The 16,339-nt window shown below is 65.2% G+C and carries 14 protein-coding genes; 7 read left to right on the forward strand and 7 right to left on the reverse strand.

Features of this window, described 5'->3' with window-relative positions:
• The first annotated feature begins 2 nt into the window (after positions 1 to 2).
• The 4 genes from AABE10_RS09145 to AABE10_RS09160 are packed head-to-tail and all read left to right on the forward strand — an operon-like array spanning position 3 to position 3,703.
• Complete coding sequence (locus AABE10_RS09145) at positions 3 to 977, forward strand: branched-chain amino acid ABC transporter permease (protein WP_342932928.1); 975 nt, start codon at positions 3 to 5, stop codon at positions 975 to 977.
• A complete protein-coding gene (locus AABE10_RS09150; RefSeq protein ID WP_342932929.1) occupies positions 970 to 2,220 on the forward strand; it encodes a branched-chain amino acid ABC transporter permease in 1,251 nt (416 codons plus the stop codon). Before AABE10_RS09145 ends, AABE10_RS09150 begins: the two co-directional genes overlap by 8 nt.
• Entirely contained in the window at positions 2,217 to 2,993 is a 777-nt protein-coding gene (locus AABE10_RS09155) for an ABC transporter ATP-binding protein (RefSeq protein ID WP_342932930.1), read from the forward strand. The genes AABE10_RS09150 and AABE10_RS09155 overlap by 4 nt, the downstream gene beginning before the upstream one ends.
• Entirely contained in the window at positions 2,990 to 3,703 is a 714-nt protein-coding gene (locus AABE10_RS09160; RefSeq protein ID WP_342932931.1) for an ABC transporter ATP-binding protein, read from the forward strand. The genes AABE10_RS09155 and AABE10_RS09160 overlap by 4 nt, the downstream gene beginning before the upstream one ends.
• Before the next feature lie 112 nt (positions 3,704 to 3,815).
• Here AABE10_RS09160 and iolB read toward each other — a convergent pair whose 3' ends face one another.
• The 7 genes from iolB to AABE10_RS09195 form a co-directional block, all read right to left on the reverse strand.
• On the reverse strand, positions 3,816 to 4,619 hold the full coding sequence (gene iolB, locus AABE10_RS09165; protein WP_342932932.1) for a 5-deoxy-glucuronate isomerase: 804 nt from the start codon (positions 4,617 to 4,619) through the stop codon (positions 3,816 to 3,818).
• Positions 4,616 to 5,536 (reverse strand): myo-inosose-2 dehydratase, encoded by a 921-nt coding sequence (gene iolE, locus AABE10_RS09170; protein WP_342932933.1) that lies wholly within the window; start codon positions 5,534 to 5,536, stop codon positions 4,616 to 4,618. Before iolE ends, iolB begins: the two co-directional genes overlap by 4 nt.
• Positions 5,537 to 5,546: 10 nt before the next feature.
• Positions 5,547 to 7,484 carry a 3D-(3,5/4)-trihydroxycyclohexane-1,2-dione acylhydrolase (decyclizing) gene (gene iolD / locus AABE10_RS09175; RefSeq protein ID WP_342932934.1) on the reverse strand — a complete coding sequence of 646 codons (1,938 nt, stop codon included), beginning with the start codon at positions 7,482 to 7,484 and terminating at the stop codon, positions 5,547 to 5,549.
• Positions 7,481 to 9,511 carry a bifunctional 5-dehydro-2-deoxygluconokinase/5-dehydro-2-deoxyphosphogluconate aldolase gene (locus AABE10_RS09180; RefSeq protein ID WP_342932935.1) on the reverse strand — a complete coding sequence of 677 codons (2,031 nt, stop codon included), beginning with the start codon at positions 9,509 to 9,511 and terminating at the stop codon, positions 7,481 to 7,483. Before AABE10_RS09180 ends, iolD begins: the two co-directional genes overlap by 4 nt.
• A 66-nt stretch (positions 9,512 to 9,577) precedes the next feature.
• Complete coding sequence (locus AABE10_RS09185; protein ID WP_342932936.1) at positions 9,578 to 10,381, reverse strand: ATP-binding cassette domain-containing protein; 804 nt, start codon at positions 10,379 to 10,381, stop codon at positions 9,578 to 9,580.
• Positions 10,382 to 10,439: 58 nt separating this feature from the next.
• Complete coding sequence (locus AABE10_RS09190) at positions 10,440 to 11,621, reverse strand: ABC transporter permease (protein ID WP_342932937.1); 1,182 nt, start codon at positions 11,619 to 11,621, stop codon at positions 10,440 to 10,442.
• 330 nt (positions 11,622 to 11,951) lie between these two features.
• A complete protein-coding gene (locus AABE10_RS09195; RefSeq protein WP_342932938.1) occupies positions 11,952 to 13,004 on the reverse strand; it encodes a sugar ABC transporter substrate-binding protein in 1,053 nt (350 codons plus the stop codon).
• 274 nt (positions 13,005 to 13,278) lie between these two features.
• On the opposite strand from AABE10_RS09195, the gene AABE10_RS09200 reads away from it, so the two are divergent.
• From AABE10_RS09200 to AABE10_RS09210, 3 genes are read left to right on the forward strand one after another with little or no spacing between them, the layout of a single operon-like run.
• Positions 13,279 to 14,160, forward strand: a complete 882-nt coding sequence (locus tag AABE10_RS09200; RefSeq protein WP_342932939.1) for a MurR/RpiR family transcriptional regulator — start codon at positions 13,279 to 13,281, stop codon at positions 14,158 to 14,160.
• Complete coding sequence (gene iolG / locus AABE10_RS09205; RefSeq protein ID WP_342932940.1) at positions 14,153 to 15,172, forward strand: inositol 2-dehydrogenase; 1,020 nt, start codon at positions 14,153 to 14,155, stop codon at positions 15,170 to 15,172. The genes AABE10_RS09200 and iolG overlap by 8 nt, the downstream gene beginning before the upstream one ends.
• Positions 15,172 to 16,206: a Gfo/Idh/MocA family oxidoreductase gene (locus AABE10_RS09210; protein WP_342932941.1), complete on the forward strand. Its 1,035-nt coding sequence runs from the start codon at positions 15,172 to 15,174 to the stop codon at positions 16,204 to 16,206. Before iolG ends, AABE10_RS09210 begins: the two co-directional genes overlap by 1 nt.
• Positions 16,207 to 16,339: the final 133 nt, after the last annotated feature.

Consider the following 16,339-nt stretch of genomic DNA (forward strand, 5'->3'; position numbering starts at 1 on the left):
GCGTGCAGTCGTTCGTCATCGATGCGCTGAACGGCGTCAGCTACGGGCTGCTGCTGTTCATGCTGTCGGCGGGGCTGACGCTGATCTTCAGCATGCTCGGCGTGCTGAACTTCGCGCACGCGAGCTTCTACATGCTGGGCGCGTATGTCGGCTTTTCCATCGCGGCGCGCGCGGGATTCTGGTGGGCGCTCGTCGTGGCGCCGCTCGCCGTGGGGCTGATGGGCGCGGCGCTAGAGCGCTGGCTGCTGCGGCGCGTGCGGCCGCACGGACATCTCGCGGAACTGCTGCTGACCTTCGGCGCGGCGTATCTGATCGGCGAGGGCGTGAAGCTCGTATGGGGCTTGCAGGCGTTCAACGCCGTCGTGCCCAAGGCGCTCGATGGCCCGTTGTTCGACGGGTACGGCATTGCGTTCTCGCGTTATCGCGCGTTCATGATGGCCGTGGCCGTCGCGATGCTCGTCGCGTTGCATGCGGTGCTGCGCGTGTCGAAAGCGGGGCTCGTCGTGCGCGCCGCGCTCACGCATCCCGATGCCGTCGAGGCGCTCGGCCACGACGTGCCGCGCGTGTTCACGGGGGTATTCGCGGCGGGCACGGCGCTCGCGGCAATGGCGGGCGTGATCGGCGCGCCGCTCTTCGTGCTCGAACCGGCGATGGCGGAATCCGTCGGCTCGATCGTGTTCGTCGTCGTCGTAATCGGCGGACTGGGTTCGCTCGGTGGCGCGCTCGTCGCGTCGCTCGTGATCGGCTGCGTGCAGACCCTGGCCGTCGCGAGCGACGTCTCGCTCGGCGATCTGTTCGGCGCGCTGTTTGGCGTACTTCCCGGCCTTCTGGGCGACGGCCGCGAGCGCATGCTGCCTGCCGCGTGGAGCGCGCTGACCGTTGCGCAACTCGCGCCGCTCGTGCCGTATCTGCTGCTCGTCGCGATGCTCGCCGTGCGCTCGCGCGGACTCTTCGGACAGCGCGAAGACGATGCGTAACGTTCACGATGCGTCACGTTCTTTTTCGCGCGTGCAGCGTTGGCGCGTCATCGTGCCGTGGGCCGCGCTCGCGTTGCTGCTCATCGTGCCGCCTTGTGTGTCGACGCAGAGCTGGCTCGTCGCCTGGCTCGCGCAGACCGCGTCGATGATCGTGTTCGCGCTGTCGTACAACCTGCTGCTCGGCGGCGCGGGGCTGCTGTCGTTCGGGCATGCGGCATCGTCGGGCATCGGCGCGTTGATTGCGGCGCATCTGTTCAATCGCATCGGCATGCCCTTGCCGTTGCTGCCGTTGCTGGGCGGCATCGGCGGCGCGCTGTTCGGCGCGTCGTACGGACTCGTCGCGACGCGCCGCGCGGGCACCACGTTCGCGATGATCACGCTCGGCATCGGCGAACTCGTCGCGGCTGCCGCGTGGACCTTGCCGGACTGGTTCGGTGGCGCAGCGGGCGTCGCGATCGATCGCACGGCGGGCGTCGCCGTGCCTGGCTTCACATTCGGACCCGCGCGCGAAGCGTATGCGCTGATCGCGCTATGGTGCGCGCTGTCCGTGCTCGCGATGTATGCGCTGTCGCGCACGCCGTTCATGCGGCTCGCGCATGCCGTACGCGACAACCCGGTGCGCGCGGCGGCCATCGGCTGTTTTCCGAGGCGCGTGCGTTATGAGGTCGTCGTGTGGTCGTCGTTCTTTGCGGGCATCGCGGGCACGTTGGGTTTGATCAATGTCGAGCTGGTGTCGACGGAAAGCGTCGGCATGTTGCGTTCGGGCTCGGTGCTGATCGCAACGGTGATCGGCGGCAGCGGCGCTTTTTTCGGACCCGTCGCGGGCGCCGTCGTGCTGACGTTTTTCAGCGTCGTCGTCGCTAGCACGACGCGCGCATGGCTCCTGTATCTCGGACTGTTCTTCATCGTCGTCGTGATGGCTTCGCCCGATGGCATCGCGGGATGGATGCAGCGTCAGGCGGCCCGTTTCGCACGCGACGGCTGGCGCGCGTCGCTGCCGTCCCTCGTCCTGCGAATGGCGAGCGCATGCGCGTGGTCGCTCGCGCTCGTGTTGTGCGTGCAATGGGCTTACGCGCGACGCTTCGGCACGGAAGAGCCGACGGCGTTGGTCTCGACGATCGACTTCACGTGGCTGGCAAGCGGCGTGCTGTGTCTCGCCGCGATTGGCTGGCTCGCGATGAACATCGCGAAGCGCCTCGAGAGAAAGCGCACTGCCGATGCGAGCGCAGGAGTATGCGCATGATTCCCGCGATCGCGGTGCGCGGCATCGAGAAGCGTTTCGGCGCGACGCGCATCCTGCGCGGCGTCGATCTGTCGATCGAGCCGCACGAACGTCATGCGCTGATCGGGCCGAACGGCGCGGGCAAATCGACGCTCTTCAATCTGATCGCGGGCGTAAAGCGGCCGAGCGCGGGGCGCATCGAACTCTACGGCGCCGACATCACGCGTCTCGCGCCCGCGGCGATTTGCCGGCGCGGCCTCGCGCGCAGTTTCCAGACGACGAGTTTCTTCGCGAAGCTCAGCGTGTTCGACAATCTGCGCTGCGCCGCGCAGATCGCGAATCGCGACCGCGCGCGCTGGTGGCAGCGCTTCACCGTCACGCGAGCCGCCGATGCGCACGCCGAAGAAGTGCTCGATGCCGTCGGCCTCGGCGCGCGGCGCGACGTGATCGCGGGCACGCTGAGCTACGCGGAACAGCGCGCGCTCGATCTCGGGCTCGCGCTTGCGAGCGGCGCGCACACGTTGCTGCTCGACGAACCGACGGCGGGCATGAACCGCGCCGAGGCAGCGCGCGCGGTCGAGCTGATCCGCGTGGCGACGGCGGGCCGCACACTGCTGATGGTCGAGCACGACATGGATGTCGTGTTCGGACTCGCGGATCGCGTCAGCGTGCTCGTGCGGGGGCAGGTGATCGCGACGGGCACGCCGGACGCGATCCGCGCCGATCCCGACGTGCGCGCCGCGTATCTCGGCCACGCGCTGCCAGGAGACATGCTGCCAGGAGACGCGCGATGACCGCGTTGCTGACGATGCGCGATTTGTGCGCGTGGTACGGCGCGAGCCAGGTGCTGCACGGCGTCAACCTGCATATCGAAGCGGGCGAGGCCGTCGCGCTCGCGGGCCGCAACGGCTCGGGCCGCTCGACGCTCGCGAAGGCGATCATGGGTTTCGTGCACACGCGGGGCGTCATCGAGTTGGCGGGCCGATCGCTCGCGGGACGACGCGCGTTCGAAATTGCACGGCTTGGCATCGGCTACGTGCCCGAGCAACGCGACGTGTTTCCGACGTTGACGGTAGGCGAGAATCTGCAACTCGGCCGGAAGCCGCACGGCAAGCAGCGCGCGGCACGCTTCACGCTCGATGATGCGTTTGCGTTGTTTCCCGCGTTGCGCGAACGCGCGCGCACGAAGGCGGGCGCTTTGTCGGGCGGCGAGCAGCAGATGCTCACGGTTGCGCGCGCATTGCTCGGCGATCCCGATCTCGTTGTGATCGACGAGCCGACGGAAGGGCTTGCGGGTCAGGTCGTCGAGCAGCTCGCGGCGGCGTTGAAGCTGTTGCGCGAGCGCGGCGTCGCGATGCTGCTGATCGAGCAGCGGCTCGTGATCGCCGACCGGCTCGCGAGCCGGGTCGCTGTGATGGGGCATGGCGAAATCGTGTTCGACGGTCCGATCGATATGTTTCGCCAGCGTCCCGATGTGATGCATGAGTGGCTCGGAGTGGGGTGATGTCTGCGACACTGGTTGTTTTTGGCTTTGTCGCGGGCATCCGCGATGCGCTAACGCTGATGCCCGCGGCAAGCGATAAAGACCAAACCAAAAAGCGGCCGCAGACAAAAGATCACCTGGAGTCCCTCTCTACAATCCACTCATGCTTCGGATCGTTCCTGAAGTGCCACGTCCGCGTCGGTCCCGCCATCACATTCAGATAGTACGAGTCATAGCCATACGGCACGACGACGGGATGATAGCCGCGCGGCACCATCACGACATCGTGATCCTCGACGGCGAGCGATTCGTCGATATCGCGCTCATCCGTATAGACGCGCTGAAACGCAAACCCTTGCGGCGGATTGAGCCGGTGATAGTACGTCTCTTCGAGCGAGCTTTCCGTCGGGATGTTGTCGGTGTCGTGCTTGTGCGGCGGATAGCTCGACGAGTGACCGCCCGGCGTGCGCACTTCGACGACGAGCAGCGACTCCGCAGGCTCCGTTTGCGGAAGAATGTCGCACACGTAGCGCGTATTCGCGCCCTTGCCGCGCACCGAGCGCTTCATCTGCGAAGGCTCGATCAGGCGCGCGGGGTAGTCGCCCTTCGCGGGCGCGCTGGCGACGCCCACCTCGGCATGCCGGTTCGCGCGGATCGTCGCGCGCGTGTTGGGCGGCAGATAGACGGCAACGGGCGCGCTGTCTTCGAACACGCTGTCGCGCGAGCCGAGCCCCGTCCATGTCTTTGCATCCGTTTCGACATCGACGGCGCCCGCCATCGCGACGATGCACACTTCGCGCGACGCTTCGAGCACGTGCACCACTTCGTTCGGCTCCATCCGGTACGCAGCGAAGCCCACATACTTCCAGCCCGCCGTATCTGGCGTGACGCGCGCGATCGTCTGACCTTCGCGCTGTGCTTTGACGAGCAAACTCATGCTGCCTCCTGTGCGACATCGAGGGGCGCATCGACGAGCGTGCGCAGCGTGCGAAATCCCTTCTCCGCATAAGCATACGACGGCGCGACGGCAGGGTCCTGCTCCGCTTCGACGACGAGCCAGCCGCGATAGCCGTGCCGCTTGAGGGTATCGATGATCGCGGCGAAATCGACGGCGCCATCGCCCGGCACGGTGAACGCACCTGCGATCACCGCATCGAGAAAGCTCCAGTTGCGATTGCGCGCGAGCTTCATCACGGCCGGGCGCACGTCCTTGCAATGCACGTGACAAACGCGGCCGATATGTCTGTTCAGCACCGTCAGCGCATCGCCGCCCGCGAACGTGATATGGCCCGCATCGAACAGCAGACCGACATCGTTGCTCGTCAGCGCCATCAGGCGGTCGACATCGGCGGGCGTTTCGACATATGCGCCCATGTGATGGTGATACGCGACGCGCACGCCCTTGCTCAACGTATAGCGCGCGAATTCGTCGACGCGCTTCGCGTATGTGTTCCATTGCTCGTCCGTGAAGAAGCGCGGACGCTGGTAGAGCGGCAGCGGCGAGCCCTGTATCGTGTCGTGCACTTCGCCGTAGACCATCACGGTGGCGCCGTTTTTCGACAGCAGTTCCAGATGCGAGTCGACGGCCTTGCATTCGTCTTCGACGCTGCGGTCGAAGTCCGCGAGCCTCCCCGAATACCAGCCGGAGACGAGCGCGAGATCGTACTGCTTGAACAGTGCCTTCAGCGCCTCGGGCTCGCGCGGAAATTTGTTGCCGAGCTCGAACCCCTGGTAGCCGATTTCGCGCCCTTCGGTGAGCGCGGCTTCGAGCGGCGTCTCGCCGCCGAGCGACGGCAGATCGTCGTTCATCCACGACAGCGGATTGATGCCGATGCGTACTTCGAACTGACTCATGTGCGCTTCCTCACTGGTTGTCCCTGCCGCGCGCGTTCATGTGCGCCTCGTAGTCGGTGCGCGCGTCGCGCACGCCTTCGCGCGGCGATACTTCCGGCACGGCGACTTCCCACCACCAGCCGCCTTCGTCGGTGGTGCGCGCGGCGTCGGTATCGATACAGATCAGGTACGTGCGGTCCGCGGCCCGCGCGCGCTGCATCGCGGCTTCGAGTTCCTGCACGTTGGCGACGTGCTCGGCCTGCGCGCCCATCGCGCGCGCGTGCGCGGCGAAATCGATGTTCGGCGCGCCCGGCGCGCCTTGCACGCAATCGTCGAACATGTTGTTGAACGGCGCGCCGCCGCACGCCTGTTGCAGCCGGTTGATGCAGCCATAGCCGCGATTGTCGAGCACGACGACGATGAGCTTCGCGCCGAGCATCACCGACGTCGCGATTTCGCTGTTCATCATCAGATAGCTGCCGTCGCCGACCATCACGATCACTTCGCGCTCGGGCCGCGCGAGCTTCGCGCCGAGACCGCCCGCGATCTCATAGCCCATGCACGAATAGCCATACTCGACGTGATACGCGCCCGGCCGGCCCGCCCGCCACAGCTTGTGCAGCTCGGCGGGCAGCGTGCCTGCCGCGCAGACGACGATGTCGTCCGTCGTCGAGCGCGCGCTCGAACGCTGGACGGCGCCGATCACGTCGGCATCGTACGGGAGCGCATTGCCGGTTTGCGGCGCGTGCGTGAGCCTGTGCACGATGTCTTGCCATTCGTTCGCGCGCTGCTGCGCACGAGCGGTCCACGATGCATCCGCTTGCCAGCCTTCGAGTTGCGACGCGATTGCTTCGAGCGCGAGGCGCGCGTCGGCTTGCACGATGCAGCCGCGATGCTTGAGACCATCGAACGCGTTTGCGTTGATGCCGATCACCTGCGCCTGCGTGAAGAGCGTGTTCGAGCCCGTCGTGAAGTCCTGCAAGCGGGTGCCGACGGCGAGCACGCAATCCGCTTCGTGCGCAAGCTCGTTCGCACCCGGCGAACCCGTCACGCCGAGCGCGCCGAGATTGAGCGGATCGTCCCACGCGAGCGCGCTCTTGCCCGCCTGCGTCTCGGCGACGGGAATGCCGTGCTTTTTCGCAAACGCGCGCAATGCCTCCGTCGCGCGGCCATATAGCACGCCGCCGCCCGCGACGATCATCGGACGTTTTGCGTTTCGCAGCACCAGCAGCGCATCGTCGATTTCACTCGCGACGGGCGAGGGCGCATGCAGCCTAACGACGCGCGGCTCGAAAAACACGGCGGGATAGTCGTAGGCGGTGGCCTGTACGTCTTGCGGCATCGCGAGCGTCACGGGACCGCATAGCGCGGCATCCGTCAGCACGCGAATCGCGCGTGGCAACGCATTGAGCAGTTGCGCCGGATGCACGATGCGATCGAAGTAGCGCGACACGGGCTTGAACGCATCGTTGGCCGAGATGCCGCCGTCGTGAAAGTCTTCGACCTGCTGCAAGACGGGGTCGGGCGCGCGCGACACGAAGATGTCGCCGGGCAGCAGCAATACGGGTAAGCGGTTCACGTGCGCGAGCGCGGCCGCCGTGACGAGATTCGTCGCGCCCGGGCCGATCGACGTCGTGACGGCCATCATCCGTCGGCGGAAATGCGCCTTCGCGAACGCGATCGCGCTGTGCGCCATCGCCTGCTCGTTGTGCGCGCGATACGTCGGCAGTTCGTGACGATGCTGATAGAGCGCTTCGCCGAGGCCCGCGACGTTGCCGTGCCCGAAGATCGCAAACACGCCGCCGAAGAGCGGCTCAGTGCTCTCGCCGTCTTCCGTCTCGACGCGTTGCGCAGCGAGATAGCGGACGACGGCCTGTGCGGCCGTCAGACGAATCGTGCCGTCCGCCGACACTTGCGCGGCCGCGTCGGACGAGGCCGCCACATCGTGATGCAACACGCGCTGATTCATGCCGCCTGCTCCTGATGAACGTTACGCGGCGATGCCGCATTCGACGTGCCACCCGCGCCAGCCGTCGCGCGCGAGTCGCGCCACGACTGGATCAGCGTTTCGAACGTGCGGCGCACGCGCGCGATCAATTCGTCGTCATTGATCTGGCCCGCGAGCCACGCGTGGCTCGGCTCGTGAAAGATCGTGCGGCCGACCGTGAAGCCCTTGCACGTCGTCGATTGCGCGGCCGAGCGGAAGCCTTCGATCATCTGCTCGACGGGCGCCGACAGACCGAGCAGCACGACGCCGCGACAGTACGGATCGCGCTCGTGAATCAGCGCATCGACGGCTTGCCACTGCGACGCTTCCATCGGTTCGAGCTTCCACCACTCCGGGTAGATGCCGATGTTGTAGAGGCGCTTCAACGCGCGAAACACGATGTCGGGTCCCGCGGGCAGGTGTTTCGGCGGAATCACTTCGAGCAGCAGCTCGTGGCCGGATTCCTGCACGGCGTCATAGAGCGAACGCAGCTGCGCTTCCTGTTCGATGCGTTGCTCGATCGGCTCGTCGGGATGGAATTGAACGAGGCACTTCACCACGTGCTCGCGCGGCCAGCTCGTAAGCGTCGTGCCGACGGAGCGCCCATGATCGAACACGAGCGGCACCGAGCCCGGCAGCTCGACGGGGCGGCCGATCCACCAGCCGCGTCCCGTCGCTTCGTTCAGCGCATCGTGGCCGTAGCGGTCGTCGATCAGCACGCCGATGCGGCCCTGCAAGCCGAGTGCATGTTCCGTCTGCTCGACGGCTTCGACGAACAGGCGCTTCAGCTTCGAAATGCGCGCGGGGTCTGCGCCTGTTTGCTGCGCGAGTTCGAAGAACTGGTTGCGATGATCGAACGCGAAGCCGAGCACTTCGTCCCATGCCTTGCGCGCGGGCGTCACGCGATGCAGCCGCGCAAGCGTTGCGTCGCGATCGGGGCGGCGCATGCGCGCGGGGTCCGCTTTCGCCTCGCGCAGGAAGTAGTCGAGTTCGGCAGGCGTCGGCATCGCGGGCGCGCAGCCGTGACGCGACACGACGAGCGCGCCGCTCGCATTCGCGGCGCGTGCGCACGCTTCGAGCGGCGCGTCGCGCAGCCAGCCCGACAGGAAGCCCGACGCGAACGCATCGCCTGCGCCGAGCACGTTCAGCACTTCGACTTCGACGCCGCCGTGAATCGGCGCGTCGTCGATCGACGCAGGCACGCCGCCGTCGATGATCTGGCAGCCGAGCGGCCCGCGCTTTACGACGAGCGTCGCGGGCGTCACGTTGCGCACTTGCGCGAGCGATTCGATCAGCGAGTCCTTGCCGCCCGCGATGCGAAACTCTTCTTCCGTGCCGATCACGAGATCGAAGAGGGGCAGGATGCTCTGAATGTGCGCGCTCACGCTGTCGTTCGCGATGAAGCGCGTCTCGCCATCGGCCTTGCCTGTCAGGCCCCACAGCACGGGCCGATAGTCGATGTCGAGCACGGTGCGCACGTCGTTGCGGCGCGCGTACTCCAATGCGCGGCGGCTCGTGCGGTTCACCTGTGCCGTCGAGAAGTGCGTGCCCGTAATGAGCAGCGCTTTCGACGACGCGATGTACGCCTCGTCGAAATCGGCTTCGTCGACGGCCATGTCCGCGCAGTTCTCGCGATAGAAAATCAGCGGAAAGGTGTCGCGGTCTTTCAGGCCGAGCAGCACGAGCGCGGTGAGCCGCTCGTGATCGACGCGCACATGGCTGACGTCGCAGCCTTCCTTCGTCAGTGTTTCACTGAGAAAGCGGCCCATGTGGTCGTTGCCGACGCGCGCGAGCATCGATGCGTTCAGGCCGAGCCGCGCGCAGCCGAACGCGATGTTCGCCGACGAGCCGCCCAGATATTTCGCGAAGCTCGCGACGTCTTCGAGCCGCGAACCGACCTGTTGCGCGTACAGATCGACGGCGAGCCGGCCGAGGCAGATGATGTCGCGGCTGCGGCCCGCCGCGAAGCGGCTCGCGCTGTTGGCGTTGGGTGTGCTGGTGTGAGCCATAGGTATGTCCTGGGTGTGGTGCACGCAGCGAAAAGGGCGTAGCGATGCAGCGGGAAGCCGCTCGAATCAGATCGTCGCGCCTTCGAGTTCGCTGATCATCTTCTGCATTTCGGCGCCGCCTGCCATCATGTCGAGCACTTCGTCCTTCGTGATGGTCTCCTTCGTGAAGGTGCCCATCGACTTGCCGCGATTGAGCAGCGTGAACGAATCGCCGATCGGATACGCGTGGTGCACGTTGTGCGTGATGAAGATTACGGAGATGCCTTTCGCGCGCGCCTTGTGAATCAGCTTCAGCACGTTGAAGCTCTGCTTCACGCCGAGCGCCGCAGTCGGTTCGTCGAGGATCAGCACGCGCGCGCCGAAGTGAATTGCGCGCGCAATCGCGAGACATTGCCGCTCGCCGCCCGACATCGTGCCGATCGGCTGATGCGGGTCGCGCACCATAATGCCCATTTCGGCGAGCTTGTCGCGTGCGATGCGCGCGCTCGTGTCGAGGTCCATCACGTTGACGAGGCCGAAGAGTTTTTTCTGCGGCTCGCGTCCCATGAAGAAATTGCGTGCGACCGACAGCAGCGGCACGAGCGCGAGATCCTGATACACGGTCGCGATGCCGAGGTCGAGCGCGTCGCTCGGCGATTCGAACATCACCTTTTTGCCGTCGACGAGATAATCGCCGGATGAGGGCTGGTGCACGCCCGCGAGCGTCTTGATGAGCGTCGACTTGCCCGCGCCGTTGTCGCCGAGCAGGCAGTGCACTTCGCCGCGCTTCAACCGCAGCGTGACGCCCGAGAGCGCGATCACCTTGCCGAAATACTTGCTGACGTTTTCGAGCGACAGAATGATGTCGTCTTGCTTGAGAGTGTCGGACATGGCCGTTTCCTCGTGTCTGGTGCGATGGCGTGATGACGATTGCAAGGTCACGGCCGGGTCATGATTGCGATACGCGGCGGCGCACATAGTGGTTGAACAGCACCGCGATCAGCAGCATGACGCCGAGGAACACGCGGAACCAGTCGGAACTGACGTTCGTATAGGTGATGCCGATCTGCACGACGCCGAAGATCAGCGCGCCGAAGCAGGCGCCCACTACCGAGCCATAACCGCCCGTCAGCAGCGTGCCGCCGATCACCGCGGCGATGATCGCCTCGAATTCCTTTTGCAGACCACGATCTGCGGCCGCCGAGCCGATGTCGCACACTTGCAGCACGGCGAACAGGCACGAGCAGAAGGCCGTCAGCACGAAGAGCGAAATCTTCACGCGGCGCACGGGCACACCGACGTTCTTCGCGGCGTTCGCATCGCCGCCGACTGCGAGCATCCAGTTGCCGTAGCGCGTCTTCGCGAGCACGAATGCGCAGATGGCAGCAAGCCCAAACCACCACAGCAGCACTTTCGGAATGCCAGGCACGAGCGGCTGGCCGTTGTCGAGCAACGAGCCGATGCCCATGTGCGCGAGGCTCGTGAAGAGGGCGTGCAACGCGACGCCATGGAACAGGAAGTTCGTCACAGGATCGGCCTGCGCGAGATCGCCGACGCCCGAGATGATCGTGCGGTCCGCGACCATGATCGACAGCGCGAGTGTCAGGCCGCGCAGGATGAACAGGAACGCGAGCGTCACGATGAACGACGGCAGGCGCGTGCGCATCACCAGGTAGCCGTTCAAAGCGCCGAGCGCCATCGATCCGGCAAACGCGAACACGATCGCGGCCCAGATCGGCCAGTGAAAATAGACGGCGGGTATCGCGACCATCATGCCGGCGAAGCCGATCATCGAACCGATGGACAGATCGAACTCGCCCGCGATCATCAGCAGACAGGCGCCGACGGCGAGAATGCCCAGGTACGCCGACACCTGCGACCAGTTCATCACGCCATCGAGATTGAACATGCCCGAACCGCTCGCGCCGATCGCGAACACGAGGAACACGAGCACAGTGCCGGAAATCGCGGCGAATTCCGGCCGGTTCAGCAGATGTCCGAAGAACGATTCCTTTCTGATCCGCTCGTCGGCTGCCGGTGCCGAAACAGACTGCGACGACTGCGACGGTTGCGCGTCGTCGCCCGCCGCGTCGTGACCATGCGAAGGAAAGTGTTTGCCGGCTACGCCCATGATGTCTCCTTTGCGAACCCGGTTCGGCGCTTGAGCGCCATGCGCGGGTCCCATGCAAGCAATTGCGGTTGACGGTAGCGGGTGCGTGAGCGCCTGTTCCCGTCACATGCACGATAGTTGCTGATACCCGGCCTTGCTGCGCGGTTCACTCGTGAGAGTGGCGAGAACGCGCACAAGGCCGGTCAATCTCGCGGTCGGGGCACCCGACGATGGCGGCTTCAACTTGCACGCGAATGCAAAATGCGAAGTGCGAAAGTGCAAGAGGCCACCGGGGTCGCGCATTGGCTGGCGCGCCCGGTACCGCGTATGACCAGGTAAAAGGTCAGTCTGTTAGCGGTACTGGCCCGCGTACTTGACGACCGTGTCGATATTCGCCTTCGTGATGAAACCCGGACCGGAACGGATGTTCTTCGGCCCATATGACGGCTCGAGGCCATACGTCTGCAAGCGAGCCTTGAACTTCGGATTGGCCTCCAGAATCTGCTTGATCTTCGCCGGGTCGGTCGTGTGTTCCTTCTTCACGATCGCGAGCACGGCGACGGGGATATAGCCCTGCAGATACGGTTGCTGGTCGATCGCAAAGGCAATCGTCCCGTTCTGGATGCCCTTCGCGATGTCATCCGAGAAGTCGAACGTGCAGAAGTAGATCTTGCCCGCGAGGCCCATCTGCTGCACGGCCTTCAACGACGCCGACGCGGGCGTCGGGCCGAGCGTCAGGATCGCGCCCGTGTTCGGATGGTTGCGCAGATACGCGCTCACCTTCGACTGGATTTCGGTCGGGTCCTGGCCGGAATCGATCGTCGAGCTCTTGTAGTTCACGCCGAGCGCATCGGCAAAGCCACGGCAGCGCTCGAACGAAACGGCGTTGGTCGCGAAGTGGTTCACGCACAGGAACGACTTCACGCCCGCTGCTTTCGCCTTTTCGCCTGCCGCCTTGCCCGCCACGTATTCGGGCTGGCCGATGTGCATGATCGCGCCGAGCTTCTCGCTTTGCTCTTCCGTGCCGGAGTTGATCGTGACGAGCGGGATCTTCTTCGCCGTGACCTTGCCGATCGAGCTCTTCAGCACGTCGAAGTCGGCGATGGTGACGATCACGCCGTCATAGTTGCGCGCCGCCGATTGCTCGATCAGACGCGACATGTCGGCGATGTCGCCGTTGGGCGGATTGCGGTAGTCGGTTTCGACGTTGAAATCCTCGTCGGCCTGCTTGATCGCATTCTTGATCGTGTTCCACCACGAATCAGAGTCCGGCGCGTGACTGATCAGCACGAAGTGAGCGTCGGCCGCCTGTGCCGCCGGCGCCGTCATCGCGCCGATGCCCGCCGCCAGCGTAATGGCGGCTGCCAGAACCTTGAACGAAGCCTTGCCCTTGCAAAGTCTCATTGTCTCCACCTTTCTCGGTCTGTTCGTTTTTGAGGGGAGCGTCTGACGCTGTGCGAGGTGATGCCGGCCCGCCGTTACGTCATCGCTCAGGACCAAGAGTAGGCCAACTTTTCGAGAGTTGCAATGAAAATTTCATGTCAAAGAAAAATGGAAAATCCATTCCATTTGCTTTCGGTTATGCCTATACTCGGCATCGTCGGGACAGCGCGTCGACGTTGCCGCGAACGCTTGCGGGACGCGGTTTTGCGCTGCAAAAAGCACAGAGGTCAGGACCATGGCGGAAGACAGCACAGAAGAATTGCCGAGCGTCGATGAATTGATGCAACGCATCGCGGAGAACTACGAGTCGCTGCCGCGTCAGTTGAAGAGCGTGGCGACGTACATCGAGCAGCACCGGTCGAGCGTGATGGTCGATCGCACCAGCGACATCGCGATGAGTTGCGGTGTGCATCCGTCCGCCGTCGTGCGCTTTGCGCAGCGCTTCGGGTTTTCGGGTTTTTCGGATCTGCAGGCGGTGTTCCGCCAGGCGTATACGACGCAGGGCGCGTCGTCGCAGAGCTATCAGCAGCGCATTCGCAAGCTGATCGACGAGAAGCCGGGGCGGCTGTCGGGCGGCAGCGTCGCGCGTGAATTCATGGCCGCGTGCCGCGACGGTCTCGACGAGCTGGAACGCTCGCTCGACGACACGCAGTTCGACGCCGCCGTGAAGATGCTGCAACAGGCCGAGAACATCTATGTGGTCGGCGTGCGGCGCTCGTTTCCCGTCGCGAGCTACATCGTCTACGCGTTGCAGCACACGCCGAAGCGCGTGCATCTCGTGTCGGGTTTCGGCGGGATGTATCGCGAGCAGATTCGCAGTGTGAAGAAAGGCGACGTCGTGATCGCGATCAGCTTCGCGCCCTATGGCAAGGAGACGCAGTACTGCCTGCGCGTCGCGCATCACCATCAGGCGAAGACACTCGTGATTTCGGATAGCCAGCTGTCGCCGCTCGCGCGCTATGCGACGACGCAGCTGTATGTGAAAGAGGGCAGCGCGTTCGCGTTCCGCTCGCTGACCAGCACGATCTGCCTGTGCCAGGCGCTGTTCATTGCGCTCGCGTACAAGCTGGAACTGAACGTAGAAGAGTCGACAGACACTGGAGGATACGATGACTGAGGTGGCAGGCAAGACGATCGACGTGGCGGTGTTCGGCGCGGGACGCATCGGCAAGATTCATGCGTCGAATCTCGCGCGGCAGCCGGGCGTGCGGCTCAAGTATGTGGTCGATGTGAATCGCGACGCGGCGGCCACGCTCGCCGCGCAATATGGCGCTCAGGTCGCGGATGTCGACGGCGCGATGGGCGATGCGTCGGTTGGCGCAACCGTCATCTGTTCGAGCACGGATACGCACGCGGCGCTGATCCTGCAATCGGCCGCGCAGAAGAAGCACGTGTTCTGCGAAAAGCCCGTCGATCTGACGCTGGAACGCGCGCGCGCCTGCGCCGATGCCGTCGCGAAAGCGGGCGTCGTGTGCATGATCGGCTTCCAGCGGCGCTTCGATCCGACGTTCGCCGCGCTGAAGGCGCGCCTCGATGCGGGCGAGATCGGCACGCCGGAAATGCTCGTCGTGACGAGCCGCGATCCGGGGGCGCCGCCCGTCGAGTACATCCGGCACTCGGGCGGCATCTTCAAGGACATGCTGATTCACGACTTCGACATCTTCCGCTGGATTCTCGACGACGAAGCCGACACGCTGCACGCGACGGGCAGTTGTTTGTCCGATCCCGCGGTCGCCGATGCAGGCGATATCGATTCGACGGCCGTGACGATCCGCACGAAGCGCGGGCGTCTGTGCCAGATCAATACGGCGCGCCGCGCCGCGTATGGTTACGACCAGCGCTTCGAGGTGCTCGGCAGCAACGGCATGCTGCAGGCGGGCAACGTGCGTCCGACGGAAGTGACCGCGTACTCGCAGACGGCCGTCTGCAGCGACGTGCCCGAGCACTTTTTCCTCGAACGCTATCGCGCCGCGTATGCGCTCGAAATCGCGCATTTCTTCGAGGCCGTCACGCAAGGCAAGCCGGTGCGCACGACGGTCGCCGACGGCATGAAGGCGCTCGAGCTCGCGGAAGCCGCGACGCTTTCGTGGCGCGAGGGGCGCGCCGTCAAGCTCAGCGAGGCGCTGTGATGAGCGCGGGGCCGTTGCGGAGTGTCTTGCGTATTGGTGCGGTGGGGCTGGGCCGGCTCGGCAAGCGGCACGCGGAGAATCTCGCGTATCGCGTGTCAGGCGCGGCGCTCGTGGCCGCGTGCAGCCCTGTCGAAGCGGAGCGGACGTGGGCGCGCGACGCGCTGCCCGCGCCGCGCGTCTACGACGACTATCACGCGTTGCTCGACGATCGCGACGTCGATGCCGTGTGGCTCGTCACGCCGTCCGCGCTGCACGCGCAGCAGATCATCGATGCGTTGCGCGCGGGCAAGCACGTGTTCTGCGAAAAGCCGCTGTCGCTCGATCTCGCCGAGTGCGAGCGCGTGATCGAAGAGGCGCGGCGTCATCCGCAGTTGCAGGCGACGATCGGCTTCATGCGCCGTTTCGATCCGAGCTATCGCAACGCGTTCGAGAAGATCGAGGCGGGCGCGATCGGGCGGCCGTTCATGGTGCGCTCGCAGACCTGCGACCAGAACGATCCCGAAGGCTTTTTCGTGCGCTTTGCGCCGACTTCCGGCGGCATTTTTCTCGACTGCACGGTGCATGACATCGACGTTGCGCGCTGGCTGCTCGGCATGCCGAAAGCGAAGCGCGTCTATGCGAGCGGCGTGGTCGCGCTGCACGAGGGCCTTCGCGAATTCGGCGACGTCGATAACGGTGTCGCGATCTGCGAGTTCGAAGGCGGACGCATCGCGATGTTCTACGCGTCGCGCACGCTCGCGCACGGCAACGATACGGGCAGCGAAGTCATCGGCACGGCGGGCGCCCTGTATATCGGGCGCAATCCGCGCGCGAATCGCGTCGAGATCGCCGACGCAAGCGGCATCCGCAACGAATGCACGCCGACTTTCTTCGATCGCTTCGAAGAGGCGTTCCTGTGCGAAGCGCAGGCGTTCGTCGCCGCGGTGAGGGAAGGGCGGCAGAGCGGCGCGACGCTCGCGGACGCGATGGAGGCGACGCGCATCGGCTGTGCGCTGCGCGAATCGCTCGCAAGCGGACGGGCTGTCGATCTGTAAGCGAAGCGCGCCCGGACTATCGCGGCCCGGGCGCGCTCGAAGCGCATGCGTTAGAATTTGACGCTCTGCATGGCGCTGTTTCCGCGAATTCGAGCGGAACACGGGCGCCGCCTCACGAAGGTCATCGTCGATG

Source organism: Paraburkholderia diazotrophica (genome assembly GCF_038900755.1).
GTDB classification, from domain to species: Bacteria; Pseudomonadota; Gammaproteobacteria; order Burkholderiales; family Burkholderiaceae; genus Paraburkholderia; species Paraburkholderia diazotrophica_A.

Bases quoted from the DNA above. Each gene is read 5' to 3' on its own strand.
- AABE10_RS09150 (WP_342932929.1), top strand. From the start codon at position 970: ATGCGTAACGTTCACGATGCGTCACGTTCTTTTTCGCGCGTGCAGCGT.
- AABE10_RS09155 (WP_342932930.1), top strand. From the start codon at position 2,217: ATGATTCCCGCGATCGCGGTGCGCGGCATCGAGAAGCGTTTCGGCGCG.
- AABE10_RS09160 (WP_342932931.1), top strand. From the start codon at position 2,990: ATGACCGCGTTGCTGACGATGCGCGATTTGTGCGCGTGGTACGGCGCG.
- iolB (WP_342932932.1), bottom strand. From the start codon at position 4,619: ATGAGTTTGCTCGTCAAAGCACAGCGCGAAGGTCAGACGATCGCGCGC.
- iolE (WP_342932933.1), bottom strand. From the start codon at position 5,536: ATGAGTCAGTTCGAAGTACGCATCGGCATCAATCCGCTGTCGTGGATG.
- iolD (WP_342932934.1), bottom strand. From the start codon at position 7,484: ATGAATCAGCGCGTGTTGCATCACGATGTGGCGGCCTCGTCCGACGCG.
- AABE10_RS09180 (WP_342932935.1), bottom strand. From the start codon at position 9,511: ATGGCTCACACCAGCACACCCAACGCCAACAGCGCGAGCCGCTTCGCG.
- AABE10_RS09185 (WP_342932936.1), bottom strand. From the start codon at position 10,381: ATGTCCGACACTCTCAAGCAAGACGACATCATTCTGTCGCTCGAAAAC.
- AABE10_RS09190 (WP_342932937.1), bottom strand. From the start codon at position 11,621: ATGGGCGTAGCCGGCAAACACTTTCCTTCGCATGGTCACGACGCGGCG.
- AABE10_RS09195 (WP_342932938.1), bottom strand. From the start codon at position 13,004: ATGAGACTTTGCAAGGGCAAGGCTTCGTTCAAGGTTCTGGCAGCCGCC.
- AABE10_RS09200 (WP_342932939.1), top strand. From the start codon at position 13,279: ATGGCGGAAGACAGCACAGAAGAATTGCCGAGCGTCGATGAATTGATG.
- iolG (WP_342932940.1), top strand. From the start codon at position 14,153: ATGACTGAGGTGGCAGGCAAGACGATCGACGTGGCGGTGTTCGGCGCG.
- AABE10_RS09210 (WP_342932941.1), top strand. From the start codon at position 15,172: ATGAGCGCGGGGCCGTTGCGGAGTGTCTTGCGTATTGGTGCGGTGGGG.